At 68.7% G+C, this 24,672-nt stretch carries 21 protein-coding genes; 11 read left to right on the top strand and 10 right to left on the bottom strand.

All coding sequences use genetic code 11. From position 1 onward, the window contains the following. Window positions 1-169 precede the first annotated feature (169 nt). The 3 genes from ACX9OW_RS16445 to adhP all read left to right on the top strand — a co-directional run bounded on the left by ACX9OW_RS16445 (window position 170) and on the right by adhP (window position 2,937). Window positions 170-1,189, top strand: a complete 1,020-nt coding sequence (locus tag ACX9OW_RS16445) for a sugar kinase (RefSeq protein ID WP_459062570.1) — start codon at window positions 170-172, stop codon at window positions 1,187-1,189. Beyond that, window positions 1,176-1,814: a bifunctional 4-hydroxy-2-oxoglutarate aldolase/2-dehydro-3-deoxy-phosphogluconate aldolase gene (gene eda / locus ACX9OW_RS16440; protein WP_065174105.1), complete on the top strand. Its 639-nt coding sequence runs from the start codon at window positions 1,176-1,178 to the stop codon at window positions 1,812-1,814. The genes ACX9OW_RS16445 and eda overlap by 14 nt, the downstream gene beginning before the upstream one ends. Window positions 1,815-1,908: 94 nt before the next feature. After that, a complete protein-coding gene (gene adhP, locus ACX9OW_RS16435; RefSeq protein ID WP_053515992.1) occupies window positions 1,909-2,937 on the top strand; it encodes an alcohol dehydrogenase AdhP in 1,029 nt (342 codons plus the stop codon). Window positions 2,938-3,029: 92 nt separating this feature from the next. Here adhP and ACX9OW_RS16430 read toward each other — a convergent pair whose 3' ends face one another. Continuing rightward, a complete protein-coding gene (locus ACX9OW_RS16430) occupies window positions 3,030-3,905 on the bottom strand; it encodes a methylglyoxal synthase (RefSeq protein ID WP_065174107.1) in 876 nt (291 codons plus the stop codon). A 158-nt stretch (window positions 3,906-4,063) separates the two neighbouring features. On the opposite strand from ACX9OW_RS16430, the gene ACX9OW_RS16425 reads away from it, so the two are divergent. Continuing rightward, the gene (locus ACX9OW_RS16425; protein WP_459062569.1) at window positions 4,064-6,526 is read left to right on the top strand and encodes an ATP-binding protein; all 2,463 of its coding nucleotides are present in this window, start codon (window positions 4,064-4,066) and stop codon (window positions 6,524-6,526) included. Here the strand turns inward: ACX9OW_RS16425 and ACX9OW_RS16420 are convergent. From ACX9OW_RS16420 to ACX9OW_RS16410, 3 genes are all read right to left on the bottom strand, one after another. After that, window positions 6,512-7,957, bottom strand: coding sequence for an FAD-dependent oxidoreductase (locus tag ACX9OW_RS16420; RefSeq protein ID WP_065182099.1), 1,446 nt, complete (start codon window positions 7,955-7,957; stop codon window positions 6,512-6,514). The genes ACX9OW_RS16425 and ACX9OW_RS16420 overlap by 15 nt on opposite strands. 95 nt (window positions 7,958-8,052) lie before the next feature. Further along, window positions 8,053-12,507: a glutamate synthase large subunit gene (gene gltB / locus ACX9OW_RS16415; RefSeq protein WP_128987663.1), complete on the bottom strand. Its 4,455-nt coding sequence runs from the start codon at window positions 12,505-12,507 to the stop codon at window positions 8,053-8,055. 174 nt (window positions 12,508-12,681) lie between these two features. After that, window positions 12,682-13,071, bottom strand: a complete 390-nt coding sequence (locus ACX9OW_RS16410; protein ID WP_459062568.1) for an I78 family peptidase inhibitor — start codon at window positions 13,069-13,071, stop codon at window positions 12,682-12,684. Window positions 13,072-13,182: 111 nt separating this feature from the next. On the opposite strand from ACX9OW_RS16410, the gene ACX9OW_RS16405 reads away from it, so the two are divergent. Then, window positions 13,183-14,256, top strand: coding sequence for a DNA topoisomerase IB (locus ACX9OW_RS16405; RefSeq protein WP_459062567.1), 1,074 nt, complete (start codon window positions 13,183-13,185; stop codon window positions 14,254-14,256). Here the strand turns inward: ACX9OW_RS16405 and ACX9OW_RS16400 are convergent. Further along, window positions 14,234-14,542 (bottom strand): hypothetical protein, encoded by a 309-nt coding sequence (locus ACX9OW_RS16400; RefSeq protein ID WP_053515980.1) that lies wholly within the window; start codon window positions 14,540-14,542, stop codon window positions 14,234-14,236. The two genes, ACX9OW_RS16405 and ACX9OW_RS16400, sit on opposite strands and share 23 nt — an antisense overlap. Window positions 14,543-14,693: 151 nt before the next feature. On the opposite strand from ACX9OW_RS16400, the gene ACX9OW_RS16395 reads away from it, so the two are divergent. Together ACX9OW_RS16395 and ACX9OW_RS16390 are read left to right on the top strand one after the other, a co-directional pair. Continuing rightward, window positions 14,694-14,927 carry a hypothetical protein gene (locus ACX9OW_RS16395; RefSeq protein WP_053516095.1) on the top strand — a complete coding sequence of 78 codons (234 nt, stop codon included), beginning with the start codon at window positions 14,694-14,696 and terminating at the stop codon, window positions 14,925-14,927. A gap of 34 nt (window positions 14,928-14,961) precedes the next feature. Next, window positions 14,962-16,077, top strand: a complete 1,116-nt coding sequence (locus ACX9OW_RS16390; protein WP_459062566.1) for an SDR family oxidoreductase — start codon at window positions 14,962-14,964, stop codon at window positions 16,075-16,077. Here ACX9OW_RS16390 and ACX9OW_RS16385 read toward each other — a convergent pair. Further along, window positions 16,034-17,131: a serine hydrolase domain-containing protein gene (locus ACX9OW_RS16385; protein WP_459062603.1), complete on the bottom strand. Its 1,098-nt coding sequence runs from the start codon at window positions 17,129-17,131 to the stop codon at window positions 16,034-16,036. The two genes, ACX9OW_RS16390 and ACX9OW_RS16385, sit on opposite strands and share 44 nt — an antisense overlap. A gap of 250 nt (window positions 17,132-17,381) precedes the next feature. On the opposite strand from ACX9OW_RS16385, the gene ACX9OW_RS16380 reads away from it, so the two are divergent. Further along, window positions 17,382-18,008, top strand: coding sequence for a hypothetical protein (locus ACX9OW_RS16380; protein ID WP_459062565.1), 627 nt, complete (start codon window positions 17,382-17,384; stop codon window positions 18,006-18,008). 9 nt (window positions 18,009-18,017) lie between these two features. Here the strand turns inward: ACX9OW_RS16380 and ACX9OW_RS16375 are convergent, their stop codons facing one another. Beyond that, window positions 18,018-18,470 carry a hypothetical protein gene (locus ACX9OW_RS16375; protein ID WP_128987667.1) on the bottom strand — a complete coding sequence of 151 codons (453 nt, stop codon included), beginning with the start codon at window positions 18,468-18,470 and terminating at the stop codon, window positions 18,018-18,020. A 2-nt stretch (window positions 18,471-18,472) separates the two neighbouring features. Continuing rightward, window positions 18,473-18,904, bottom strand: a complete 432-nt coding sequence (locus tag ACX9OW_RS16370; protein ID WP_340044176.1) for a Rap1a/Tai family immunity protein — start codon at window positions 18,902-18,904, stop codon at window positions 18,473-18,475. A 169-nt stretch (window positions 18,905-19,073) separates the two neighbouring features. Between ACX9OW_RS16370 and ACX9OW_RS16365 the strand changes: the two genes are divergently transcribed. The 3 genes from ACX9OW_RS16365 (at window position 19,074) to ACX9OW_RS16355 (ending at window position 22,064) form a co-directional block, all read left to right on the top strand. Continuing rightward, window positions 19,074-19,475 carry a hypothetical protein gene (locus ACX9OW_RS16365; RefSeq protein WP_065182094.1) on the top strand — a complete coding sequence of 134 codons (402 nt, stop codon included), beginning with the start codon at window positions 19,074-19,076 and terminating at the stop codon, window positions 19,473-19,475. A 225-nt stretch (window positions 19,476-19,700) separates the two neighbouring features. After that, window positions 19,701-20,087 carry a BlaI/MecI/CopY family transcriptional regulator gene (locus ACX9OW_RS16360; RefSeq protein ID WP_053515971.1) on the top strand — a complete coding sequence of 129 codons (387 nt, stop codon included), beginning with the start codon at window positions 19,701-19,703 and terminating at the stop codon, window positions 20,085-20,087. Between the two features lie 3 nt (window positions 20,088-20,090). Further along, on the top strand, window positions 20,091-22,064 hold the full coding sequence (locus ACX9OW_RS16355; protein ID WP_164151528.1) for a M56 family metallopeptidase: 1,974 nt from the start codon (window positions 20,091-20,093) through the stop codon (window positions 22,062-22,064). Between the two features lie 86 nt (window positions 22,065-22,150). On the opposite strand, the gene ACX9OW_RS16350 is transcribed toward ACX9OW_RS16355, so the two are convergent. Together ACX9OW_RS16350 and ACX9OW_RS16345 are read right to left on the bottom strand one after the other, a co-directional pair. Next, window positions 22,151-22,486 (bottom strand): I78 family peptidase inhibitor, encoded by a 336-nt coding sequence (locus tag ACX9OW_RS16350; RefSeq protein WP_459062564.1) that lies wholly within the window; start codon window positions 22,484-22,486, stop codon window positions 22,151-22,153. Window positions 22,487-22,503: 17 nt separating this feature from the next. After that, window positions 22,504-24,633: a DUF4132 domain-containing protein gene (locus ACX9OW_RS16345; RefSeq protein ID WP_459062563.1), complete on the bottom strand. Its 2,130-nt coding sequence runs from the start codon at window positions 24,631-24,633 to the stop codon at window positions 22,504-22,506. Window positions 24,634-24,672 lie beyond the last annotated feature (39 nt).

Genomic DNA, 24,672 nt, shown 5'->3' with positions numbered 1-24,672 from the left:
TGAAATGTCTCCAAGAGGCTTGCAGGACAATGCTTCCGTCAGTTCCTACGGGTGCGTGGGGCGCATCGGAAGGCTAGAATGACACCGATGGCCAAACGCCGCGCCGACGCGTGGTACACATTCACGCCGTGCAGTTTCACATGCTGGCGGCAAGCGGGGAGGAGTGGAGATGGGGCGTATCGTATGTTTCGGGGAACTGCTGCTGCGGCTCGGCGCGCCCGGTCGCGAGCTGCTGCTGCAGTCGCCGCAGCTGCAGGTGCACGTGGGCGGGGCGGAAGCAAACGTGGGTGTCTCGCTGTCCCGATTCGGACATGACGTGGCCATGGTCAGCACGGTGCCCGGCAATGCCCTGGGGGCGCACGCACTGGGTGAACTGCGCCGCCATGGCGTCGATACGCGGGCGGTGCGCGAGGTGGCGGACGGTCGCATGGGCCTGTACTTCCTCACCACCGGCGCGGTGCAACGTGCCAGCGAGGTGGTGTACGACCGGGCCGATTCGGCCTTCGCGCGCAGCACTGCAGCCGATCATGACTGGCCGGCGCTGCTGCAGGGCGCGGACTGGCTGCACCTGTCCGGCGTCAGCCCTGCGCTGGGGCCGCAGGTGGCCGAGGCGACGCTGGCGGCGGCATGCGCCGCGCGTGCCAGTGGCGTGCGCGTTTCCTTCGACGGCAATTTCCGGCCCACGCTGTGGCAGCGCTGGGGCGGCGACGCGCAGGCGATCCTGCATGCCCTGTTCGACCAGGCTGACATTGTGTTCGCCGACTACCGCGATATCGAAGTGATCCTGGGCCAGCGCTTTACCCAGGCCGGCGCCGTGGAGCGCGTGGACGCTGCCGCAGCGGCGGCATTCGCCGCGTTCCCGCGGCTGCAATGGCTGGCATGCACGCAACGGCAGGCGCTGAGCGTGGACCATCATGCGCTGGGCGCCCTGCTGCTGGGCCGTGAGAGCGTGCGTGCGCAGGCGCCCGTGCGGCAGCTGACCGGCATCATCGATCGCATCGGCGGCGGCGATGCCTTCGCGGCAGGCATCCTGCATGGCATCCTGTCAGGCTTCGATGCCGACGCCACCGTGCGTTTCGGCCTGGCTGCCGGCGGACTGAAGCATTCCATCCCCGGCGATTTCAATCCTGTCAGCGAAGCTGACGTGCTGGCCCAGATGGGCGAGGAGCGATTCGATGTCCGGCGCTGATCCGCGCGTTCGCGCGGTACTGAAACTGGCACCGGTGATTCCGGTGTTCACCCCCGATGATGTCGACGATGCCGTGCAGGTGGCGCAGGCGCTGTTCCGGGGCGGTCTGCCGGTGATCGAGGTCACCCTGCGCACACCCCGTGCGATGGATGCCATCCGGGCAATGGTCGAGGCCGTACCCGACGCGGTGGTGGGGGCCGGAACGGTGCTGACGCCCGCGCAGATGGAGGCGGCCAGGGCCGCAGGTGCGCGCTTCGCGGTGTCGCCGGGCGCAACGCCGACGCTGTACGCGGCCGCGCGCGATGCCGACCTGCCGTATCTGCCGGGCGTGGCCACGGGGTCCGAGCTGATCCTTGGCCTCGAGCATGGCCTGGATACCTTCAAGTTCTTCCCCGCGGTGCAGGCCGGCGGCGCGGCACTGCTGGCGGCCTGGCACGGCCCCTTCGCCGACGTGCGCTTCTGCCCGACCGGTGGCATCAGCGCCCAGACCGCGGCGCAGTTCCTGCACCTGCCGAACGTGCTGTGCGTGGGCGGTTCATGGCTGACCACGGCGGCCTTGCTGCAGACCCGCGACTGGGGCGCGATCGAACGCCTGGCACGCGAGGCGTCCGTGCTTGCGGGCTGAACCGGCAGGCAATCTTCCAGGATTTGATCGGGATCAAAGCGCCGGCCTCGTGCCGGCGTCACTCTGTCTGCAAGCGCACGACGGAGGAAAACCCATGAACAGAACCATGAAGGCCGCTGTCGTTCGCGAGTTCGGCAGCCCACTGGTCATCGAGGAAGTTCCGGTACCGCGCCCGGGGGCGGGCGAGGTGCTGGTCAGGATCGAAGCCTGCGGTGTCTGCCACACCGACCTGCATGCCGCCGAGGGCGACTGGCCGGTGAAACCGGACCCGCCGTTCATCCCCGGCCACGAGGGCGTGGGGCACATCGTGGCCGTGGGCGGCGGGGTCGGGCATGTCAAGGAAGGCGACAGGGTCGGCATCCCCTGGTTGTACTCGGCGTGTGGCCATTGCGAACACTGCCTGGGCGGCTGGGAAACGCTGTGCGAGACGCAGCGCAACACCGGCTACTCGGTCAACGGCGGCTTCGCCGAGTTCGCACTGGCCGATGCCAACTATGTCGGCCTGCTTCCGAAGGAGGTGGGCTTCGTCGAGATCGCGCCGGTGCTGTGCGCCGGCGTGACGGTCTACAAGGGCCTGAAGGTGACGGACACGAAGCCCGGTGACTGGGTGGCGATCTCCGGCATCGGTGGCCTGGGCCACATGGCGGTGCAGTACGCGCGTGCGATGGGCCTGAACGTGGCTGCCATCGACGTGGAGGACAGCAAGCTGGCACTCGCGCGGCGGCTGGGCGCGCAGGTCACGGTCAACGCGCGCACGACCGATCCGGCAGCATTCCTGAAGAAGGAGATCGGTGGCGCACACGGGGCGCTGGTCACCGCGGTATCGCCCAAGGCCTTCGAGCAGGCGCTGGGCATGGTCCGGCGGGGCGGCACGGTCTCGCTCAACGGACTGCCACCGGGCAACTTCCCACTGGACATCTTCGGCATGGTCCTCAATGGCGTGACGGTGCGCGGTTCGATCGTCGGCACGCGGCTGGATCTGCAGGAGTCGCTGCAGTTCGCCGCCGAGGGCAAGGTGGCGGCCACGGTCAGCACCGACCGCCTGGAAAACATCAACGAGGTGTTCGCCCGCATGCGCGCGGGCACCATCGACGGGCGCGTGGTACTGGACATGGCCGCCTGACACCCGTGCATGGCCGCCGCGGCCCGGCACCCTCTCCCACGGGTGCGGCGGTCATGCCGATCGATGCGCGCCCGGCGCAGCTGCGCAGGTGGTCAGCGCTGTGACCCAGCGCGCCGGGCGGCAGCCGTCGCCCAGCGCGCCGCCACCACCGGAGCCGTGATGCACACCGCCTGGTCGGTCACCGTGGTCACCGCGCGTTCCAGCAGCTGGATGTCTGCCTCGTGCTGGCGTGCCACGTGCGGGTCCTCGAAGAAGATGGCGCGCTGGCAACGGCCCTCCAGCACGCGGTCGGCGATCTGCGCATCGCCGCCCATCGGCCCGCTCTGGTAGCGCGTCACCCAGGGCGTGTCGCTGGGCCAGCCGCGGCTCCATGCCAGCTCGTTGAGGCGCTGACCGGTGGTCCCGGTCGCCACCCGCTCGCCGAAGCGTGCCAGCACGTCGAAGTGCTCGTCGGCGAAGGCGAGCATCGCCGGCTTCATCGCATCGTGCGCGATCAGTGCCAGGGTCTGGGTACCGAAGGCATGCAGATCGTCGGCACCGGCGTCGGCCTGCAGGCCGGCGTGCACGCGCTCCACCTCGATCCAGTCGCGTGCGGTGGCGACCGTGGAAATGAAAGGTTTGCCGTGGATCACGCACTGCCGCTTGAGCGCGGTCGCTTCGGGAAACACCGAGGACGGATCGACCGGATCGATCAGATAGATGGCACCGTCGAGCGTGCGCTGCGGGCCCATGCCGACCACCTCGGCGACCAGCTTCATCAGCCCGCCCTCGCGGCCGTAGGGATAGCGATGGAGGCCGGCATAGCCGTCGAGGAAGCCGTGGCGCCCAATCGCATCATGGGTGCGGCCGACAGCGTGCAGCGTGATGCCCAGTTCGCGCAGGCCCGGTTCGCAGGCACGCAGCCAGCGGAACAGGGCGGCGCGCGCATCCTGGTGGTGGAGCCGGTTGGCGGCCAGGCCGATACGCATCGAACGCTCCGTGGGCTGGTGGAAGCGGCAGTTTATGTCGTGAACGGCCAATTCTGCGCGCTTTGCAACTTTCCTCATTGTTGCTGTGCCGTGCGTCGCTAGCGTGGCAGGCAGAGCGGTACCGCTGCGCGGCCGTCGTCTCCGCCTGCGATTCGAGGATGCTCATCGTGAATGCCGCCGGCCCTGCGGCCGCATCCATTGCACGCTCCTGCCCGTGGCTGCGACCCCGCATCGTGCTGCCTGCCCTGTTGCTGTGGCCCATGATCACGCGGGCCGACGGGTGCGACATGCCCCTGGCCGTGGCCTGGCCCAGTGACCGCCCGCCACTGTCCTTCAGCGCGCAGGGCCAGCCCGGCGGCCTGGTTGCCGACTACCTGCGGCGGCTGGGCGAGCAGATCGCGCTGCGTCCACATCCGCTTCCCGCCGCGGCCGGCGCGGTCGGGGCGCTGCCGGCCGGTACCCAGGCCGTGCTGGGATGGCCGCGCGAGCAGGTGCCCGACGGCTGGGTCGTGAGCAGGCCCTACCTGCAGCTGTCACAGGTGATCGTGCGCCGTCGCAACGACACGCCACTGCAGGGACTGGGCGGTCTGCGCGGCCGCCGCGTCGCCAGCCTCGACACGGTGCCACTGGCGGCCCACCTGCGTGAGCAGGCGTCGGGCGCATGGCTGCTGCAGGTCGACGCGCTCGATCATGCGCTGCAGCTGCTGGCCATCGGCCAGGTCGACGCGGTAGTTGCCACGTTGGCCGAAGTGGAAGCCGCATTGCGCACGCCCGGCAGCGATGCCCTGGTGATCGCCGCGCCGGCCGGCTTCGATGATGCCTGGGTGCTGGCGGCTGCGCCGGCCTGTGCGGCCACCGTCGCCGCCTTCGACACCGTGCTGCAGGAACTGGACGACGCGCAGCGCGACGCGCTCCGTGCGACGTGGGCGCCCAGCGGAGCACGCGCGCCGCCCGCACGGTCGCCGTTGCGCTGGCTGGTGCCGGTGCTGCTGGTCGCGCTGGCGCTGATCCTGGTGTATGCCTTCGGCTACTGGAGGCTGCATCGCGAAAGCAGCCAGCGCCGCGCGCTGGAACAGCGACTGCAGGAAGTGACCGCCAACCTGCCTGCGGTGGTCTACCGGGCGCGCCGCAGCGGCGAGGGCGACTACAGCCTGCCGCTGGTCGCCGGCGACGTGCAGTCGCTGTTCGGCATGAGTCTGGACAGTGTGCGGCTGGACCATCGCCGGCTCATGGCGGCGGTGCATGTCGACGATCGCAAGCCGGTGCTGGATCATCTGGAAGCCGCAGCGCGGGCCCGTGCGCCGATCGACATCACCTTCCGCACGCTGGGTCCCCATGGCTGGCGCTGGATCCGTTCGCATGGCAGGCCGTTGCCGGGCGAGAGCGACGACATCGAGTGGAGTGGCTACTGGATGGACGTCAGCCAGGCGCAGGCACGCACCCGTGCCCTGGCCGGGGCACGCCATCAGGCCGAAGAGACTGCAGCGGCGAAGACGCACTTCCTGGCCACCATGAGCCACCAGATCCGCACACCGATGAGCACGCTGCTGGGCATGCTCGAATGCCTGGCGGACAGCCCCCTGGACCCGTGCCAGCGGCAGGTCCTGTCCACCGTCGATGTGGCCGCGCAGATGCTGCGGCAGATTCTCGATGATGTGCTCGACAGTCATCGGTTGCAGGCGCTGCCGTTGCAGCTGCGTGCCACCGACATGGGTGCGCTGGCCACGGCCGTGCAGCAGCTGCTGGCACCGATGGCGGCCAGCCGTGCGTTGCACCTGCGGTGCGTGCTTGATCCTGCGCTGCAGCGGTGGCTGCTGGCCGATGGCCTGCGCGTGCGCCAGGTCCTGTTCAACCTGGTGGGCAACGCACTGAAGTTCACCCTGCACGGAGGTGTGGAACTGCGGCTGCGGGTGCTGCGGACGCAGGCGGCAGGACAATGCCTGCGCCTGCAGGTGAGCGACAGTGGCGTAGGCATCAGTCCCGAGCGGCAGCAGGCCGTGTTCGCCGATTACATCCAGGCCGAGCCGTCGACGGGGCGCCGGTTCGGCGGCAGCGGCCTGGGCCTGGCCATCTGCCGGGACCTGGTGGCCTCGATGGGCGGCGAGCTGCAGCTGCAAAGCTCGCCGGGCAAGGGCACGCGCATCTGGTTCGACCTGGAGTTCGCCAGCTGCCTGGCGCCACTGGAGGCGGTGCCGGCCATGGCCGAGGTGGTCGCGCGACTGCCTGCGGCACGGGTGCTGGTGGCCGAGGACCACCCGACCAACCTGCAACTGCTGGTGCAGCGGCTGCGCGAGCTGGGCCTGCAGGTGCACGCCACTGCCGATGGCCTGCAGGCGCTGGCGGCATGGCGGGCGCAGGGCTTCGATGTTGTCGTTACCGATTGCCACATGCCCGGCATGGACGGGTTCGCGCTGGCGCGTGCGATCCGCGAAGACCCCTGCCCTTCGCGTGCACGGGTGCCGATCATCGCGCTGACGGCCAGCGTGCTGGAGAGCACGCGCGAGGCCTGTCGTGCCGCCGGCATCGACCGGTTCCTGGCCAAGCCGGTCGACACCCAGGGGTTGCGCGCGACGCTGGCCGACGTACTGCCGGCAATGGAACCCGGCTCAGTTGGACAGTAGACGGACGATGCTGGCGGCGGCGTCGCGGCCTTCAGCCACAGCGGTTACCACCAGGTCGGCGCCGCGTACCGCATCACCGCCGGCGAACAGGCGCGGATGCGCGGTCTGGAAGGGCAGCCGGTCCTTGCCGCCGGCAACGATGCGACCGTTCGCCTGGCCCTGCACACCGTGTTCGGCCAGCCAGGCCGGAACGCTCGGCGCGAAACCGAAGGCGATGATGACCACGTCCGCCTCCAGCAGCGACTCGCTGCCCTCGATCGGCACCGCGTTGCGGCGTCCCTGGGCATCGGCCTCACCCAACCGGGTTTCAACCACGGTCACGCCGATCGCTTCGTCGTCGGCGCCGGCCTCGATCGACAGCGGCTGCCGGTTGAACAGGAAGCGCACGCCTTCCTCGCGCGCATTGGCGACTTCACGCGCGCTGCCGGGCATGTTGGCCTCGTCGCGACGGTACGCGCAGGTGACCTTGGCTGCGCCCAGCCGCACCGCGCTGCGCACGCAGTCCATGCCGGTGTCGCCGCCGCCGAGCACGACCACGCGCTTGCCGTTGAGGTCGGGCAGTGCGATCTGGTCCTCCCAGCCGGCGATCGGTCGACCCTGCGGGTCATCGCCGCCGACGATGCGGCTGTTCTGCACCAGGAACGGCAGGGCCGGCAGCACCCCCTTCAGGTCCTGGCCCGGCAGGCCGCCGTCGGTGTAGCGGTAGGCCCCGGTGCCGACGAACACCGCGTCGTGGCTGTCCAGCAGCTGCTGCACGCTGATGTCGCGGCCGATCTCCACGCCCAGGCGGAACTGCACGCCCATCCCTTCGAGCACCTCGCGGCGACGATGGATGACGTCCTTGTCCAGCTTGAAGCTGGGGATGCCGAACTGCAGCAGGCCGCCGATCTGCTCGTAGCGGTCGTACACCACGGCGGTGATGCCGGCCCGGGCCAGGCGATCGGCACAGGCCAGACCCGCCGGACCGGCACCGATCACCGCCACGCTGTGGCCGGTGGGCTGCACGGCACCCAGGTCCGGACGCCAGCCACTGGCGAGTGCGGTATCGACGATGTACTTCTCCACCGCGCCGATGGTCACCGCACCGAATTCCTCAAGGGTGCAGCTGCCTTCGCACAGGCGATCCTGCGGGCAGACCCGGCCGCACACTTCCGGCAGCGGGTTGGTGCTGTGGCACAGCGTGGCGGCCTCGTGGATGCGGTTCTCCTGCACCAGCTGCAGCCACTGTGGAATGGCGTTGTGTACCGGGCATTTCCAGCTGCAGTAAGGGTTGCCGCAGTCCAGGCAGCGCCCGGCCTGGTACTGCGCATCCTCCTTGCCGAACTTTCCGTACAGCTCGCCCCAGTCGCCGGAGGTGCGCAGTTCAACCGGAATGCGCTGCGGCATGGTGCGGGGCAGATCGAGGAACTGGAAGGCGTGCTTGCGGCTCATGGCGGGCTCTGTGATTTCGATGGCCGGCCAGAGGCCGGCACTACTGCGGTGAGGGAGCAGGCGCGCGCCGGTTGCGGGCGGCGCGCCGGAGGCGCTTACGCCGCGCGTCGAAGGGTCTCGGTCAGCGATTCGATGCTGGCGGCCTTCGGTTTGACCAGCCAGAACTTGCCGATGTAATCGCGGAACTCGTCCAGGATCTGCTGCGCCCAGATGCTGCCGGTCAGTTCGCGATGGCGGCCGATCAGGCGGTGCAGGTGCTGGCGGTAGTTCTCGAAGCCTTCGGCGGACACGCGATGGATGTCGATCAGCTCGTGGTTGTAACGGTCCACGAAGTCGCGGTCCACATCCAGCACGTAGGCCAACCCCCCGGTGAAGCCGGCACCGAAGTTCAGGCCGACCTTGCCCAGCACCAGCACCACGCCGTCGGTCATGTACTCGCAGCAGTGATCGCCGGCGCCTTCCACGACCGCGAGCGCACCGGAATTGCGGACCGCGAAGCGCTCGCCGGCACGTCCGGCGGCGAACAGCTCGCCACCGGTGGCGCCATACAGGCAGGTGTTGCCGATGATCGCAGTGCTGCGCGCCTCGAACCGCGCGCCGCGCGGCGGACGTACCACCAGGCGGCCGCCGGCCATGCCTTTGCCGACGTAGTCGTTGGCTTCGCCCTCCACTTCCAGATGCAGGCCGCCGACATTGAAGGCGCCGAAGCTCTGTCCGGCGCTGCCACGGAAGCGCAGCTCCAGGGGGGCGTCGGCCATGCCCTGGTTGCCGTGCGCGCGCGCCACCGCGCCGGCCAGGCGGGTGCCGATGCTGCGGTCGGTGTTGTGGATCAGGAAGCGATGTTCGCCCCCCCTGCGCTGTTCGATCGCGTCCGCCAGCAGGCCATCCATCTGCGTGGCCAGGCTGTCCGGCGATTCGTACAGCCGCTGCGCCGCGCAGTGGCTGCCTTCGTAGCGCGCATCTGCCAGCAGGCGCGACAGGTCCACGCGCACGCCGTCGCGCGGTGCGGCCTCGATCTGCCGCAGCAGGTCGGTGCGGCCGACGATCTCCTCCAGCGAACGCGCGCCCAGGTACGACAGCCAGCCACGCACTTCCTCGGCCAGCAGGCGGAAGAAATTCTCCACGCGCTCGGGCTGGCCGGTGAAGTGGTTCTCGCGCAGGCGTTCGTCCTGGGTGGCCACGCCGGTGGCGCAGTTGTTGAGGTGGCAGATGCGCAGGTACTTGCAGCCCAGCACGATCATCGGCGCGGTGCCGAAGCCGAAGCTGTCCGCACCCAGCAGCGCGGCCTTGACCACGTCCAGGCCGGTCTTCAGGCCACCATCGGTCTGCAGCAGGGTGCGCCCGCGCAGGTCGTTGGCCAGCAGCGCCTGGTGCGCTTCGGCCACGCCCAGTTCCCACGGCACACCGGCGTAGCGGATCGAGCTGACCGGCGAGGCACCGGTGCCGCCGTCGTGGCCGGAGATGGTGATCAGGTCCGCGCCGGCCTTGACCACGCCGGCGGCGATGGTGCCGACGCCGGCATGGCTGACCAGCTTCACCGATACCAGCGCGGTCGGGTTGACCTGCTTGAGATCGTAGATGAGCTGCGCCAGGTCCTCGATGGAATAGATGTCGTGGTGCGGTGGCGGCGAGATCAGGCCGATGCCCGGCCGCGCGTAGCGCAGGCGGGCGATCAGCTCGTTGACCTTGTGCCCCGGCAGCTGGCCGCCTTCGCCGGGCTTGGCGCCCTGCGCGACCTTGATCTGCAGCACCTCGGCATTGACCAGATACTCGGCGGTGACACCGAAGCGACCCGACGCCACCTGCTTGATCTTGCTGCGCCGTGGGGTGCCGTAGCGGGCCGGGTCTTCGCCACCTTCGCCGGAATTGCTGCGGCCGCCGAGGCGGTTCATCGCGATGGCCAGCGCCTCATGCGCTTCCGGCGACAGCGCGCCGAGGCTGATCGCGGCGGTGTCGAAGCGCGGGAACAGTTCGCTGGCCGGCGCCACCTCGTCCAGCGGCGTGGGTGTCGGCGCCGGCACCAGCTGCAGCAGGTCACGCAACGCCGATGGCGGCCGGGCATGCACGGCATCGCAGTACTGCTGCCAGGCGCGGGCATCACCACTGCGCGCCGCGCGCTGCAGGGTGGTGACCACGTCCGGGTTGTACATGTGGTACTCGCCGCCGTGCACGTACTTCAGCAGGCCGCCGACATCGACATCCTGCTGTGCATCCCAGGCCTGCGCGCACAGTTCGCGCGCATCGGCATCCAGCCGCGCGAAGCCGGCGCCGCCGATGCGCGAGGCGGTGTCGGGGAAGCACAGCGCGACCACTTCCGGCTCCAGGCCGATGATCTCGAACAGCTGCGCGCCGCGGTAGCTGGCCACGGTACAGATGCCCATCTTCGAGATGATTTTCGACAGGCCCTTGTAGACGCCCTTGCGGTAGCGGCGGCCGATCTGCGACTGCTCACCGCCCTTGCTGAGCTTGAGGATGCCGCGCCGGCCGAGGTCGAACAAGGTCTGGTAGGCAAGATACGGGTACACCGCGGTGGCCCCGAAGCCGAGCAGGCAGGCCATATGGTGCGGGTCGCGCGCAGTGCCGGTCTCGACGATCAGGTTGACGTCGCAGCGCAGCCCCAGCCGCGAGAGGTGATGATGCACCGCACTGGTGGCCAGCAGGGCGTGCACCATCGGTCGCCCGGCCACCGGATAGCGGTCGGACAGCAGCAGCATCACCATGCCTTCGCGTGCGGCGCGTTCGGCCTCCGCACAGATGCGCTCGATGCCGTTGCGCAGCCCTTCTTCCTCGCTGTAGGACAGGTCGAGCAGGCGGTTGGCCTGCAGGTACTGGTCCATCTTCAGCAGCTGGCGCAGCTTGCGTTGGCTCAATACCGGCGAGTTGAGGATGACGTGGTTCACCGTCTCCGGGCCGGCATGGAAGATGTTGGTCTCCTTGCCGAGCTGGGTGGACAGGGACATGGCGCAGTCTTCGCGCAGCGGATCGATCGGCGGATTGGTGACCTGCGCGAATGCCTGCCGGAAATAGTCGTACAGCGGCCGGCTGCGCTGGCTCAGTACCGCCATCGGCGTGTCATCGCCCATCGAGCCGGTGGCTTCCTGCTCGGTCTCGGCCAGCGGCCGCAGCACCTGCTCCACCTCCTCGCTGCTGAGCTGGTACAGCTTGTGGTAACTGCGCAGGGTGCCCTCGTCGAAGGGCTCCTCCACCAGCGAAGGATCGATCAGTTCGGTCTGCAGGTAGGTCACGCCCTGCTGCAGCCACTGCTTGTACGGTGCGCGGCCGCGGTTGATGCGGTCCACCGCGTCCGAATCGAGCAGGTCGCCGCGCTTGAGGTCGATGGCCACCATTTCACCGGGGCCGAGCTTGCCCTTGCGTACCACGCGCTCGGTCGGCACTTCCCACACGCCCGCTTCGGAGGCGACCAGGAAGTGGCGGTCGGCGGTCAGCATCCAGCGCGCCGGGCGCAGGCCGTTGCGGTCCAGCGTACACACCGCATAGCGGCTGTCGCAGGCGACGATGCCGGCCGGGCCGTCCCAGGGCTCGCTGTTGAGGCCATGGAACTCGTAGAACGCGGCCAGATCCGGATCCTTGAACTCCAGCGACTGCGTCGCCGGTGGCACCAGGATGCGCAGCGCCTGGATCAATTCCATGCCGCCGGCGACCATCAGTTCCAGCATGTTGTCCAGGCTCTGCGAGTCCGAACCATGCATGGAGATCACCGGATCGAACTCGGCGATGTCGAAGCGCGGTGTCTTCCACACCTTGCTGCGCGCCTGCGCCCAGCGACGGTTGCCCTCGATGGTGTTGATCTCGCCGTTGTGCGCGAGCAGGCGGAACGGATGCGCCAGCGGCCAGCGCGGCAGCGTGTTGGTGGAGAAGCGCTGGTGGAACACGATCGCGCTGGAGGCCAGCTCGCGCCGCTGCAGGTCCGGATAGAAGCGGCTGAGCTTGTCCGGCAGGACCATGCCCTTGTAGCTGATTGCATCCGGGGTGAGCGTGGTGACGTAGAAATCGCCATGGTCGCGCAGCTGCTGTTCGCTGCGACGGCGTGCGAGGTACAGCGCCAGGGCGAAGCCGGTGCCGTCCTGGCCGACACCGGCATCGACGAACACCTGCTCGATGCGCGGCAGCGTATCGCGCGCGAGCTGGCCGCAGACACTGTCGTCGATGGGAACCTCGCGCCAGCCCGCCACGCGGCAGCCCACCGCTTCAAGCTGCACCTGCAGCTGCGTCCGGCAGGCCTGCGCGGCGTCGGCGTCGTGCGGAAGGAACACCAGGCCCGCCGCGAAGCGGGCGGCCACGGTGATGCCGGCTTCGCTGGCCAGCAGTTTCAGGAATGCATCGGGGCGACGCAGCAGCAGCCCGCAGCCATCACCGGTGAGCCCGTCAGCGGCGACGCCGCCGCGATGGGTCATCCGCGAAAGCGCGGCGATGGCGGTATCCACCAGCAGGCGCGACGGCTGGTCGTCGAGCTGCGCGACCATGCCGAATCCACAGGCATCGCGCTCGGAGCGCGGGTCGTAAAGCCCTTGGCGGTTGCGGGGGGCCATCTCTACCTCGATGCGGAATGAAATGAGCGGGGACACTCAAGCCCGCCCAATCCCTGGAGCGCATCGTGAGGCCACCGGATGCCTCGAATAAAGCACAGGTTGCTGCAGCGCCGCAATACACGGTTGCAGGTGCAACGGAAAGCGCCGGCGGTGATCCGCCGGCGCGGGCCGGGATCAGCCGCAGCGGACGCCGCTGACCACGTCCTTGGCGTCCACTTCGATGTTCAGCCGGTCGCCCAGGAACTCCATCGTGGTCGCGTCACTGGGGTGCAGCACGCGCACCTGCTGAGCACCGGCATCTTCCTGGGCCTGCTTGCCCAGCGCATCGGTGTAGGCCTGGCCGACCAGGCTCTGCACCTGGCTGGCGTCGCAGGTGCCCACCGGCGGTGCCTCGGTGGCCTTGCCGGCTTCATCGGCCGGTGCCTTGGCAGCTTCGGCGGCCTGCTGGGCGTGGGCCGTGGCCGAATCCTGTTCATCCAGCGCCGGCGCCTGGCAGGCGGACAAGGCCAGCACGGCCGGCAGCAGCAGGGCGGAGAGCGAACGGGCGCGAATCGGGAACGACATCATGACTCCGGAAGGGACTGTGAAAGCCGGAGCATAGCCGCGAACCCATCCTCACGTGTTTGTCTTGCGTTATTGACGCGGCCGCGTCATGTCGATCGCCACACTGCTGCCATGCCCACGTCCCCCACACCCGAGCGCGCGGCGGCGCGCGCGGCCGGCCTGCGCTACGTTGATGACACCCAACCGGGCTTCACCCGGCTGCGTGCAGGCAAAGGCTTCCGTTACCGTGATGCTGACGGCCACGCAGTGCGCGATGCGGTGACGCTGCAGCGTATCCGCGCATTGGCCATCCCCCCGGCTTACACCGCGGTATGGATCTGCGCGCACGCCAACGGCCACCTGCAGGCGACCGGCCGCGATGCGCGTGGCCGCAAGCAGTACCGCTATCACGCCGACTGGGCGAAGGTGCGCGATGCCGGCAAGTTCGATCGGATCATTGCGTTCGGCGAGGCACTGCCCACGCTGCGGCGGCGGCTGGCACGCGATCTCCGGCAGTCCGGATTTCCGCGGACCAAGGTGCTGGCCGTGGTGGTGGCGCTGCTGGCCGATACGCTGGTACGGATCGGCAATGAGACCTACGCCCGCGAGAACCGCTCGTTCGGGCTGACCACCCTGCGCAACCGCCACCTCGAGCTGCTTCGCGGCGGGCGGGTACGCATGCGGTTCCGGGGCAAGTCCGGCCAACTGCAGGAGGTGACAGTGGGCGACCGCCGCCTGGGCCAGATGGTGCGACGGTTGCAGCAGCTGCCGGGGCAGTCGTTGTTCCAGTACCGCGACGATGATGGCCAGGTGCAGCCGGTCGATTCCGGCGCAGTGAACGAGTACCTGCGCGACGTGATGGGTGAGGACTTCACCGCCAAGGATTTCCGTACCTGGGGCGGCACGGTGGCGGCGGTGCAGGCACTGGCTGCCACCGCGCTGCCCGAGCCCGCCAGCCAGCGCGCACTGGCCGCAGCACAGCGCGAGGTGGTCTGCCAGGTTGCCGCGCGTCTGGGCAACACCCCTGCGGTGTGCCGCAGGGCATATATCGATCCCTGTGTGTTCGCCGGCTGGGAGCGTGGCGAACTCACCGCGCTGGCGGGCCTACGCGGCCCGCGGCAGTGGGAACAGGCCACGTTGCGTGTACTGCGGCGGGCACGCCGGCTCAGCCGCAATAGCCGGCTCAGCCGCAATAGATCGCCGTGATGTTGTTGGTGCGTCCCTTCTCGATGGTCAGGCGATCACCGCCTTCGCTGGCGGGCGGAACACGCGGACCGTCGTGGCGCAGCACCTGCACGTGCAGGCTGTCGCTGTCCACGCGTGCACGTTCAACGGTGGCCGCCGACGCTGCCAGACCGACGGCGCCGCGCACCATGTCGCTGTGGCACTGGCCGGAGATCACGCCGTCGATCGGTTGAACCTGTGCGACTGGCGTGCTGCTGCATGCGGCGACGGCAAAGGTCAGTGCGGCTACGCTGAATGCGCGGATCATGATCCTGCTCCATGGTGATGAGGACGCCAGCGTGCCGCGCGCGGCGTGGTGGCGGCATGAACGGCGTGCACATGCGGGACACGGTGTATTCACCGTCGCCGACAGCGGCGATGGCCACACTGCATGTACTGGCACGCCACGGAGGTATGACATGGCCACCTGTGATGTATGCGGCAACGACTACGACAAGAGTTTCACCCTGCAGCAGGGCGGGCGCAGCGGCACGTTCGACTCGTTCGAATGCGCGATCCACGCCTTCGCGCCACGCTGTGCGCACTGCAACTGCACCGTGATCGGCCACGGCGTCGAAGGCAACGGGCAGATCTTCTGCTGTGCGCACTGCGCTGGCCATGCCGGCGTGCAGGGCGTGGCCGATCGCGCCTGAACCCACCCGATTCCCCACACCTGAAGGAGACCGCATGGCTACGAGCAAGAAGGTTCCCGCCCGCCGCAAGGCGTCGCCCAAAGTGCGCAAGGGTACGAAGGCAGCTGCCGAGGGCAGCACTGCAGCAGCGGCCGAACGCCCCCGCGTGGTGAAGACGGCGACCCGCAAGGCCGCCGCCGGCGATCCACGTGCCGCCCGGGTTGCGGCCCGGCAGCGACGCCTGCAGGACCAGGAAAAGGCCAAGGATGCGCGTGCGGCGAAGAAGGCGACCAGGAAGAAGGCGACCCAGGCGGGCACGCGACGCCAGCCGGAGAGCCTGCCCGCCCAGCACCTGGCCAAGCCGGGACATGAGCACGAACTGGACCTGGCCCCGCGCTTCCTCGCACCGGACTACGTCGGCAGCGGCAAGCTGCAGGGCATGCGCGCGATCGTCACCGGCGGCGATTCCGGGATCGGACGCGCCGTCGCTGTCCTGTTCGCGCGCGAGGGGGCGGACGTGGCGGTGCTGCACCTTGATGAGGCCGAGGATGCCGAGATCACCCGCCAGCATGTGGAGAGCGAGGGCGGACGCTGCGTGGTGATTGCGGGCGACGTGCGCGATCCGCGTTTCTGCAACAAGGCGGTGAAGCAGGTCGCCAAGGCCTTCGGGGGCGTCGACATCCTGGTCAACAACGCCGCCTTCCAGCTGCACTGCGAGCGCCTGGAGGACCTGGAGGACGAGCATCTGCAGGAGACGCTGCAGACCAATATCGGCGGCTACGTGCAGATGGCACGGGCCGTGCTGCCACACCTGGGCGAGGGCGCCAGCATCATCAACACGGGTTCGGAAACCGGCCTCTTCGGCAGCAAGGCGCTGATCGACTATTCGGCGACCAAGGGAGCGATCCACGCTTTCACCAAAGCCTTGGCCAGCCAGCTGCTGCCGCGTGGCATCCGGGTCAACTGCGTGGCCCCCGGCCCGGTGTGGACGCCGCTCAATCCTGCGGACAAGCAGGCCCCCGACGTGGCCGAGTTCGGCAAGGACAGTGACATGGGGCGCCCGGCACAGCCGGAGGAGCTGTCTCCGGCCTATGTGTTCCTGGCGTCACCGGCCTGCGCCAGCTACATCAGCGGGGTGATCCTGCCGGTGATGGGCGGCCCGCGGGGCTGACCGGGGGCGCATACAGATCGGCGATGCGCGGAATGAAGCGCTGCGGGTTGGCGCCGACCAGGTTGGTGAGCACCACCACGGCGATGCCGCGGTCAGGGTAGACGATGAAGGCCGAGCGCGCGCCACCGATGCCGGCGACCTGGCGGTCCGGCGCACCCTGCAGTACCGGCCAGCCGGCAGACCACGGGCCCGCCCTGCCATCGGCCAGCGGCTCGGCGGTCCACATCCGTGTGCGCCCGTCCTCGCGCAGCAGTCGCCCGTCCAGCAGTGCGACCAGCCAGCGCGCGGTGTCATCGGCGGTGGTAAGGATGCCGCCGCCGGACCACAGGCTGGGCGGCACGTCGTAGAACCAGTGCGACAGCCGTGGCGGAGTATCGGCGGCTTCGGTCGCGCGCGGGGCCAGGCTGTACATCGTGGCGGCGTCGGGGATCAGGTCGTAACTGTCGCCGAAGGTGGTGCGTTCCATGCCGGCGGCGCCGAACTGCCGGCTGGCCAGGAAGCGGTCGTAGGGCACGCCCGACTGCCGCGCGATGATCCGCGCCAGGAGCAGATAGTTGGTCTGGTTGTAGGCGAAACGCTGGCCAGGTGCTGCATCCATCGGCTGTGCGGTCACGGCCTGCCAGGCCTGTGCCTCGGTGCCTCCGCCCAGCAGCCCGCGCTCGTCAAGGATGTCCGGCAGGCCGGAGGTGTGGGCCAGCAGCTGACGTACGCGCACGGTCTGCCAGGCGGCCGGAAGTGCATCCAGATAGCGCGACAGCGGTGCTTCCAGATCCAGCCGGCCCTGCTGTGCCAGCTGTGCGGCGGCGACGCCGGTAAAGGCCTTGGTGGCGGAGTTCAACGGGAATCGCGTGCTGCGTGTGGCGGGCACGCCGTTTTCCACGTTGGCCAAGCCGAACGCTTCGGACAGCACGACCTGGCCGCCCTTGACCACTGCGATCTGCAGGCCTGGAATGCGCTCGTCCTGCAATGTCTGGCGGATCAGGCGGCGAGCCTGTTCGTTCGCCGGCTCCGGGCTGGCTGACGCCGGCGAGAGGGGCAGAGCAGCAAGCAGCAGGAGCAGAAGGGGGAGCGATGGGCGGAACATGGGTTATTCCCGGCGGGATGTGCGGATGGGATGCAGCAGGCAGCAGGAGGGTTTAGATGCTGCCGTTGCGACTTTCCGGGAGGGAGGACATTCCAGCGGAGCCGGCAGTCCACCCTGACTGCGTTGATGCCGATACTGAACGGAGGATGCCTGCTGCCGGACTTGCTACAGTCTGTCCGCTGCACGCAACGCAGACCCATGCCCAGGAGGAAGGGCGGCGATGTCCGAACCGTACTCGGCTTTTCTCAGCTTGAGCATGTCACGCGCAGATCTTGCGCGGTGGCTTGCGGCAGCACCGCCGGACGTGTCCCGCTGGTCGGACTGGCGCTCCATCGGCGGGCAGTGGAGTCTTCCCGGAGGCGGGGATCTTTCCGACCCGGATGCTCCGGGTCTGCAGACACTCATTTCAGACTGCAACGCGATGTTGGCGCGCCATCGGGACAACCGCGCGGCACTGGAGTTCGTGCTGGGATCGGCAGAGGCGGAGAACATCAGGATTGCGGCCTATGACCATCAGGGAAGACACTTCGTTGCCGGGTCGTTGACCTATTCGGAGAGTCTCTACGACATCCTGTTCTTTCTGGCCCTGGGGCGCAGCGCAGCCGAGTTCCTGGCCACGGACGATGCCGGCCTGGTCGTTGTCCACGACTATCTGTGGGGCGAGGACGGCGAACGGAGAACGGTCGCCGCGCTTGGGCTTGCTGGAAACGGACACTCCGCATTCCTGGGGCCCGACGCCTCCGCTGCCGCCGCCCGCGAGTTCGACGAACGGGTCGAGGCAATGCTGGATGGACAGGACGATCCGGACTTCTTCCCGCGCGATCAGCTGCAGGATCTGCGGGACTGATCCCGCGCATCAGCTATTGTTGAAGGGCACATAGGGTGTAAACGGCCTGGAAGGATCGAAGTCCTTCTGGCCAGGGTACAGAAGGCAATAGAGCCTGCCTTCATGCACGACTGCCAACGGGTAACAGGCATCCTGCCTGCTCATTCCGCCTGCGCCGCATTCCTGGAGGCCTTCCAGCACCTCCATGGCGGTGCACTTTCCGGCCTTGCAGTCATGTTCCCGGATCGCGCTGAAGCCCTTTGAATAGAAGATCCTCGGTGCCCGATAGCCCTGCAGCGGTTGCAGGTGCTTGGCCAGGGCGGCGTAGGCCCTGTCCACTTCCTCCCGCTCACCCAGGTTGAACGTGGAAGGCGAGTCCGATGTGAACCTGAACTTCGCAGGATCCGTCTCGCACTCCCACGCATGTGAGGCGGGAATGTGCAGCACAAGCAATGCGAACGCACTGATCAAGGATCGGGGCATCATCACTCCTGGGCAGGTCTGCTGTTGCTCGATGGAGCCGCATGGGAACACGGGAAAGAGTGAACCAGCGCTTCCCGCGTCAGCGTCGATGCGTCTTCCTCGAGGCGGGCGCGCGGAAGCGCCTTCAGGTGGCTGTACACGCGATCCACAAGCTCATGGGGTAGGACCGTGGCTCGTCCACACCATTGCCCGGCGCTGCTGTCGGCGACTGCCGCGATGTAACCCTGGGCCCAGGACACCGCGCGAGCGCGGCACAGTGCGTCGCTGCACTCACGCCCCTCCTCGTTGCCTGTGATTCGCTCCAGCAGTGCGCGGCCACTGGAAAGTGCATTGCCTGCGTCTGCAGCATGCGCGGGCAGAGCGGCGGACAGGCACGCCGCAAGGAGGGAGGCTGTTGAAGGCCGCCGCAGCCAGCGGCCAACCGGAGTGCGCATGCATGCGATTCCTGAAGATGGAGAAGAGAAGGCTCGTCGCCAAGGCCAACTCTATCGGATCGGCAAGTGGAGGAAGCGTTTCCGGGCGTACGATAAGTCATGCTGTCACATGTGCCTGTCGTCCCGCTGGCTCGCAGCGGCATGCTTTAGCTGATTTTGGGGAATGACAATGGATCTGGAAGTTCTGGAGAAGTGGTGTCAGGACGGGATAACAATGCTGTCTTCTCCTGAAGATATTCCGCACCTTGTTGAGTTGAGGCGAAAACTGGTTACGCACTTTTCTCGCAGCCCAAAACTCTACGAGCTGGCAAGCGATATATCCGAGGATTTGAGTGATCTTCCTGAGGATGCGAGGCGCATCGCCAGAGAGTATCTGATCTCCACTTATGGATTCAGTTTTGAATTCTTTATGGATAGGAAGTTGGCCAAGGTTCGCGAAATTCTGAAGCGTGGAAAAATCAGAAGCGCGGCGGAGTTTCGTGCGTTGTCCGATTTTGCAGCGGATGTGGAGGTCGAGGAGGGGCTCGCTCGAGATGCAGAGTTACTTCTTGCGAGCTATTCCAAGGCCTGAAATATGCTGAGCCTGGGCCTTGATGCTCGGCACAAGTCATATTTGCAGGGTGGGATCGACCAATGACTCAGTGCTCGCCTCGCCGGTTCCCAGCCCAGCAGCTGCCGCGTCGGCTGCATACGCTGCGCTTGCCCCCTACCGTTCGTCGGCCCATGACTTCCGGGGGGTTGACTACAGGTGTCGTCACGCCGACAGTGACGACACGTGTAGTCAAGGGAGCCTGTCATGCGCGGCAAAACCATCGGGGACCAGGAGCTGGCCCTGCTGCAGTACATCGATGAACATGCGCCGGCCAGTGTCGGCGAGGTCGCCAGCGGCTATGGCGAGGCGCGCGGGCTGGCCCGTTCCACCGTGCTGACGATGATGGAGCGGCTGCGCACCAAGGGTTACCTGCAGCGCCGGCAGCACGAAGGCCTGTACCGCTACCAGGCCACGCGTGGCCCTGACAGCGTGCTGCAGGGCGCGGTGGCCCAGTTCGTCGACAACACCCTGCAGGGCTCGGTGTCGCCGTTCGTGGCCTATCTTTCGCAGCGCCAGCAGGTCAGCGACAACGAGCTGGCCGAGCTGGAAGCGCTGGTCGCCCAACTCCAATCGCGTCGCCACGAGGGCTGAGTCATGGACACCACGATGCTGATCCCGATGCTGGAACGGCTGGGCTGGACCAGCCTGCAGACCGTGCTGCTGGTGGCGCTGGTGTATGCCGTGTGCCGGCTGATGCCGTCGCTGTCGGCCGCCACGCGTTGCCGGTTGTGGTGGCTGGTTTCGTTGCAGGCCGTGCTCGGCCTGGTGTGGAGCCAGCCGGTGCAGCTGCCCTGGTTGCCCGCGTCGCCGTCGGTGGCGATGACCGCTACCGATATCGCCGCCGATGTGGTCTATCCGCTGTCTGCGGAAGGCTCCGCGCAGCTGCTGGCCACGATGCCGGCAGAGGTCGTGGCGACGCCCGCAACAGCGTGGTGGGCGCTTGCACTGGCCGCGCTGTGGGCCTCCGGTGTCCTGCTGATGGCCTGGCGCACCCTGGCGGAGTGGCGGCGTTGCCGCGCGCTGCTGGCCGCCGCGTATCCCTGCGAGGACGCGGCGCTGGTGCAGGCGCTGCACCTGGCCGCCGACGCGCATGGACTTCGCCGCCCGCCGCGCCTGTGGATGAGCGCACAGATCGATGCGCCGCAGCTGGTCGGGCCGCTGCGCCCGGTGCTGCTGCTGCCGGCCGGCGCCACTGCACTGCAGGGCGACGCGCTGGACCTGGCATTGACCCATGAACTGCAGCACCTGCAGCGCCGTGACCTGCAGTGGGGATTGTTGCCGGCACTGGCGCAGCACCTGTTCTTCTTCCACCCGCTGCTGCGGCTGTCTGTGCGTGAGTACGCCCAGGCCCGGGAAGAAGCGGTGGATGAGGCGGTGGTGGGCCAGCATGGGGCCAGTCGCCACGCGTACGGGCGTCTGCTGCTGCAGCTGGGCGTTGCACCGCAGCCGCACCTGGGGGTGGCCAGTGCCGCGCCGGACACGACCAGCCTCAAGCGCCGGCTGCTTTCGCTGCAGCCGCGCAAAGCCTGCCCGCGCGTGCTCGCGGTTGCCCTGACGGCCGTGGTGCTGGTGGTGGGTGTGGCACCCATGCGACTGGTCGCAGCGCCGGTGCCGCCGGCGCCTCCCGCACCGCCGGCGGCCCCGAAGCCCCTGTCGCCGCCGCCGGCTCCGAAGGCACCGCCGGCGCCGGCAGCGTCGGCGCACCTGCCGGCCGTGCCGGTTCCCCCCGCGCCGCCGGCTGACGTGACCGGGCCGGACGATGTGACCGGACCCGATGATGCCGATGTGGGGGCCTTCGACGATGGGACCGACGTGGACGAGGACCATGACGGCATGACCTCTACCGGCACCTCCATCACTACCTACGGGACGTTGGATCTGGGCGAGTCGCCGCGCCAGGCCTACGTGCTGGTGGATGGGGATTCGACCTTCGCCAATGGCGGCATCGATGACGTGGCGCAGGCCCGCAGGCAGCTCGGCAAGGGACCGGCACTGTGGTTCCGCCAGGGTGACAAGCGCTACGTGGTGCGTGATCCGATGCTGGTGCAGTCACTGCAACGTGCCTATGCCGGCGCGGCGGAACTGGGCCGTCAGCAGGGCGAACTGGGTCGCCAGCAGAGCGTGCTGGGTCGCCAGCAGGGCGAGCTCGGCCGTCGGCAGGGTGAACTGGGCCGGTTGCAGAGCGAACATGCACGCCAGATCGCGCAGGATGCGATGCGTACTGCGCGCAGTGCGATGGCTGCCCATGACATCAATCGTGAAGCGGCGGCCGAAGCGGCCAGGGCCGCGCGTGACTCGGTCGACGATGCAGCGCTCGCGCGGCAGGCCGCCGCTGAAGCGCGGCGCGCCCTTCAGGCTGCTCGTGATGACGAACGCCAGTCGGGGCGGAGCAGCGAGATGGGTCGGCTGGCCGGAGAGCAGGCCGCGCTGGCCAGCCGCCAGGCGGCGCTGGGCAGCCAGCAGGCCGCGCTCGGCGAACGGCAGGCACGCCTGCACGAGCAGGCCTCGCGACAGGCGCAGCAGGTGATCGCCCGTGCGCTGGCCAATGGCAAGGCCCAGCAGCTGTGAAGCGGCGGTAGCGCCGGGCCATGCCCGGCGTGCCCAGCGCCGTGCATGCGGATGGAAACCGCCGGGCCATGCCCGGTGTTAGCGGCTCAACCGCAGTTGGCGCGCACGATCCGGTTCTGCGCGTCGACCTCGATGGTGACCCGGTCCTCGCGGAAATCCATGGTCACCGCCATGCCGGGCTTCACCACCCGCGCCGTGCGTGCACCACTGGCTTGAACCACCTGCTTCACCGTGGCCTCGTCGGCGGCCCTGCCTGCCAGCCCCTCCAGCTTTTCCGGGTTGCATCGCTGCGGGCTTCCTGCGACATGCGGAGGCCGGGGTGCAGGATCGCTGCTGCTGCCACTGCCTGCACTGCCGCCCGCATGGCTGCAGGCGGCCAGCGGCAGGGTACAACCGAGCATCAACCAGAGACTGGAACGCATCGCGGATCCTCCACGCATCAGGAGCCGACAGTCTCATCGATCGGGGCTTCAGGGGGCGTCAATACCCGTTCGGCGAGCTGTTCGATGCGGCCCAGCAGCTGCGCCAGCACGGCGTCGTCGTAAGGCAGCCAGCGGCGTGGCCGCGCCGGCAGGTCCGGCAAGGCCAGCGTCTGCCCGGCAAGGCTGGCGCGGGCGGTGGCCAGGTGCAGCCTGTAGTGGCCGACCTGCACATGGCGGCGCTGGAAGGTCATCAGGTCACGCTGCGGATGAGCGGCCAGCAGATGCTCCAGGGTTCGCCCGCGCAAGCGGACCATGCGGGCCGGCGGCAGTGGCATGCCCTCGCCACCGCATGCGCAGGTGCTGGCCAGCAGGTCGAGTTCGCGCAGCAGTTCGGACGCCACCACTGCGGGCAGCTCGCGCGCCTGCACCGGTTGCCACGCGTCGCGATGCTGCCGCTGGAACTGCACGCGGCCGCTGCGGATCTCACCGGCAAGGCCATGCGACAGCGGTGCTGACAACTGCCAGCCGATCCGCCACGGGCCTTTGGCCAACATCAGCTGGCCGCCGTCATCGCCGTGCCAGCCTTGCCGACGGGCCAGCCCGGCCAAGGTCGCCACCGACAGCGTCAGCCCATTGAATGCAGCGGTATCGGCGGGTTCGCCGCGGGCGTCCAGATAGTGTTCGCGGAACACCTGGCGAAGCGGTTGCCGGCAGCGCTGCTCGATCAGCCGCGCGCGCCAGGCGGCGCGCAGATGGGGTTGGCTGCGGGCGGGATGCCACAGGCGCAGGCGGTTGCGGCCCTGCAACGCGACCACGATGCCATGCGCATCGGCGAACGCCTCTGCGCCGTCCACCGGCATCGCATCGATCCAGTGCCCGCGCGCATCCGCGAGCTGCCAGACCAGGCCCTGCAGCAGGGTGGCCAATGCCGGTTGCCGGCACGCGTCGCGCCAGTCCTGCAGTGCCCACTCGCCGCCCAGCACGAACGTGGCCTCCAGGGCACGGGCCAGGCTGGCCAGTGAGCGCCTGCCGGCGGCAATGACCGGCAGGCGCAGCAGCAGTTGCGGGCGCTGTGCGAGGCGGCGTTCGGCGGCGGCCAGATGGCGGTCCAGCTTCCGCGCGATACCGGCATGGCGCACCTGCGACCGCGCCAGCGCCAGCGCGGCGATGGCCTCGGGGGTGGGCATCGCATTGACCGCCTTGGCCAGCGCCACAGCCACCGATTGCGAGGGCAGGGTCCGGGCGGCGGTCGGGGCAACGCACACCGGTGGCAGCACCTGCGCCAGCAAGGGCCGCAGCCAGGGCGCATCGCATTCCAGTGCCGCGCGCGTGGCACGCCAGAGCACACCGGCTTCGGCGATGCTGAAGGCACGGTCAGCGATGTAGGGCGCCTGCCCACTGTGGATCGCCTGCAGGCGCTGCGCTGCCTGCTGCAATGCGTGCTCGGCGAACTGCAGGTAGGTGTCGTGTTCGCTCAGTGGCTGCAGATCGGCGGGTGCCGGATCGATGTCGGCCTCGGTGGGGTACAGCTCGGCGATGCGGGCATGGCGCAACAGGTCCTGCAACGGCCAGTGCGCCACCAGGCGCAGCTCATCACGCAGCAGCGGGTGCGCGCTGCAGCCGTCCAGCAGCGAGGCCAGCGTTCCGCTGCCGTCGGCACCGGCACAGCGCGCCAATGCCAGCAGCGACAGTGCATCGCTGCCGGCTTCGACGCTTGCCCCGGCGTGCAGGCCGCAGTGCTGCAGCAATGCCAGCGCGGGCGCCTGCAGCCGCTCGTGGCCGGGCTCGGTGCAGCGCGCAAGCAGGGCCACGCCGTCGACCGGACGAAGCGCGCCCGACCGTGTACCGGTGCTGCGCCGGGACAAGCGCAGCAGTGCAGCGGCGCAGATCGCAACGGTAAGACGGGGCTGCCGCTGCGCGTCGGCGTCGAGAATGCGGTGCGCCCACTGGCGCGCGCTATCCGTGAGCGGCAGGCCGTCGCACCCCAGAGCCATCGGCAGCAGGCTGGCCAGTTGCCCGTCATCCAGCCGGGCCAGCAGCGCCGCCTGGTCCTCGCCATGGAATGCGGCCAGCGTGCTGGACGCCTCCGTGCCGGCCAGCAGGGCAGCAAGGGAGCGCAGCTGGGAGCCCGGGACCTGGGTGCTCATGGAACCTCCGTGTCGTGAGCCGCGCCAGTCTCCGGCGGG

The organism is Stenotrophomonas genospecies 5, assembly GCF_054473825.1.
The sequence above is the reverse complement of the archived record's forward strand: the minus strand, read 5'-3'. Positions and strand labels throughout refer to the sequence as shown.

Excerpts from the sequence above, each read along its gene's own strand:
- ACX9OW_RS16445 (WP_459062570.1), top strand. The coding sequence starts at position 170 with ATGGGGCGTATCGTATGTTTCGGGGAACTGCTGCTGCGGCTCGGCGCG.
- ACX9OW_RS16410 (WP_459062568.1), bottom strand. The coding sequence starts at position 13,071 with ATGTCGTTCCCGATTCGCGCCCGTTCGCTCTCCGCCCTGCTGCTGCCG.
- ACX9OW_RS16380 (WP_459062565.1), top strand. The coding sequence starts at position 17,382 with ATGTCCGAACCGTACTCGGCTTTTCTCAGCTTGAGCATGTCACGCGCA.
- ACX9OW_RS16395 (WP_053516095.1), top strand. The coding sequence starts at position 14,694 with ATGGCCACCTGTGATGTATGCGGCAACGACTACGACAAGAGTTTCACC.
- ACX9OW_RS16390 (WP_459062566.1), top strand. The coding sequence starts at position 14,962 with ATGGCTACGAGCAAGAAGGTTCCCGCCCGCCGCAAGGCGTCGCCCAAA.
- ACX9OW_RS16400 (WP_053515980.1), bottom strand. The coding sequence starts at position 14,542 with ATGATCCGCGCATTCAGCGTAGCCGCACTGACCTTTGCCGTCGCCGCA.
- ACX9OW_RS16405 (WP_459062567.1), top strand. The coding sequence starts at position 13,183 with ATGCCCACGTCCCCCACACCCGAGCGCGCGGCGGCGCGCGCGGCCGGC.
- ACX9OW_RS16420 (WP_065182099.1), bottom strand. The coding sequence starts at position 7,957 with ATGAGCCGCAAGCACGCCTTCCAGTTCCTCGATCTGCCCCGCACCATG.
- adhP (WP_053515992.1), top strand. The coding sequence starts at position 1,909 with ATGAACAGAACCATGAAGGCCGCTGTCGTTCGCGAGTTCGGCAGCCCA.
- ACX9OW_RS16360 (WP_053515971.1), top strand. The coding sequence starts at position 19,701 with ATGCGCGGCAAAACCATCGGGGACCAGGAGCTGGCCCTGCTGCAGTAC.
- ACX9OW_RS16375 (WP_128987667.1), bottom strand. The coding sequence starts at position 18,470 with ATGCCCCGATCCTTGATCAGTGCGTTCGCATTGCTTGTGCTGCACATT.
- ACX9OW_RS16430 (WP_065174107.1), bottom strand. The coding sequence starts at position 3,905 with ATGCGTATCGGCCTGGCCGCCAACCGGCTCCACCACCAGGATGCGCGC.
- ACX9OW_RS16365 (WP_065182094.1), top strand. The coding sequence starts at position 19,074 with ATGGATCTGGAAGTTCTGGAGAAGTGGTGTCAGGACGGGATAACAATG.
- ACX9OW_RS16350 (WP_459062564.1), bottom strand. The coding sequence starts at position 22,486 with ATGCGTTCCAGTCTCTGGTTGATGCTCGGTTGTACCCTGCCGCTGGCC.
- ACX9OW_RS16355 (WP_164151528.1), top strand. The coding sequence starts at position 20,091 with ATGGACACCACGATGCTGATCCCGATGCTGGAACGGCTGGGCTGGACC.
- ACX9OW_RS16370 (WP_340044176.1), bottom strand. The coding sequence starts at position 18,904 with ATGCGCACTCCGGTTGGCCGCTGGCTGCGGCGGCCTTCAACAGCCTCC.
- eda (WP_065174105.1), top strand. The coding sequence starts at position 1,176 with ATGTCCGGCGCTGATCCGCGCGTTCGCGCGGTACTGAAACTGGCACCG.
- ACX9OW_RS16425 (WP_459062569.1), top strand. The coding sequence starts at position 4,064 with ATGCTCATCGTGAATGCCGCCGGCCCTGCGGCCGCATCCATTGCACGC.
- ACX9OW_RS16345 (WP_459062563.1), bottom strand. The coding sequence starts at position 24,633 with ATGAGCACCCAGGTCCCGGGCTCCCAGCTGCGCTCCCTTGCTGCCCTG.
- gltB (WP_128987663.1), bottom strand. The coding sequence starts at position 12,507 with ATGGCCCCCCGCAACCGCCAAGGGCTTTACGACCCGCGCTCCGAGCGC.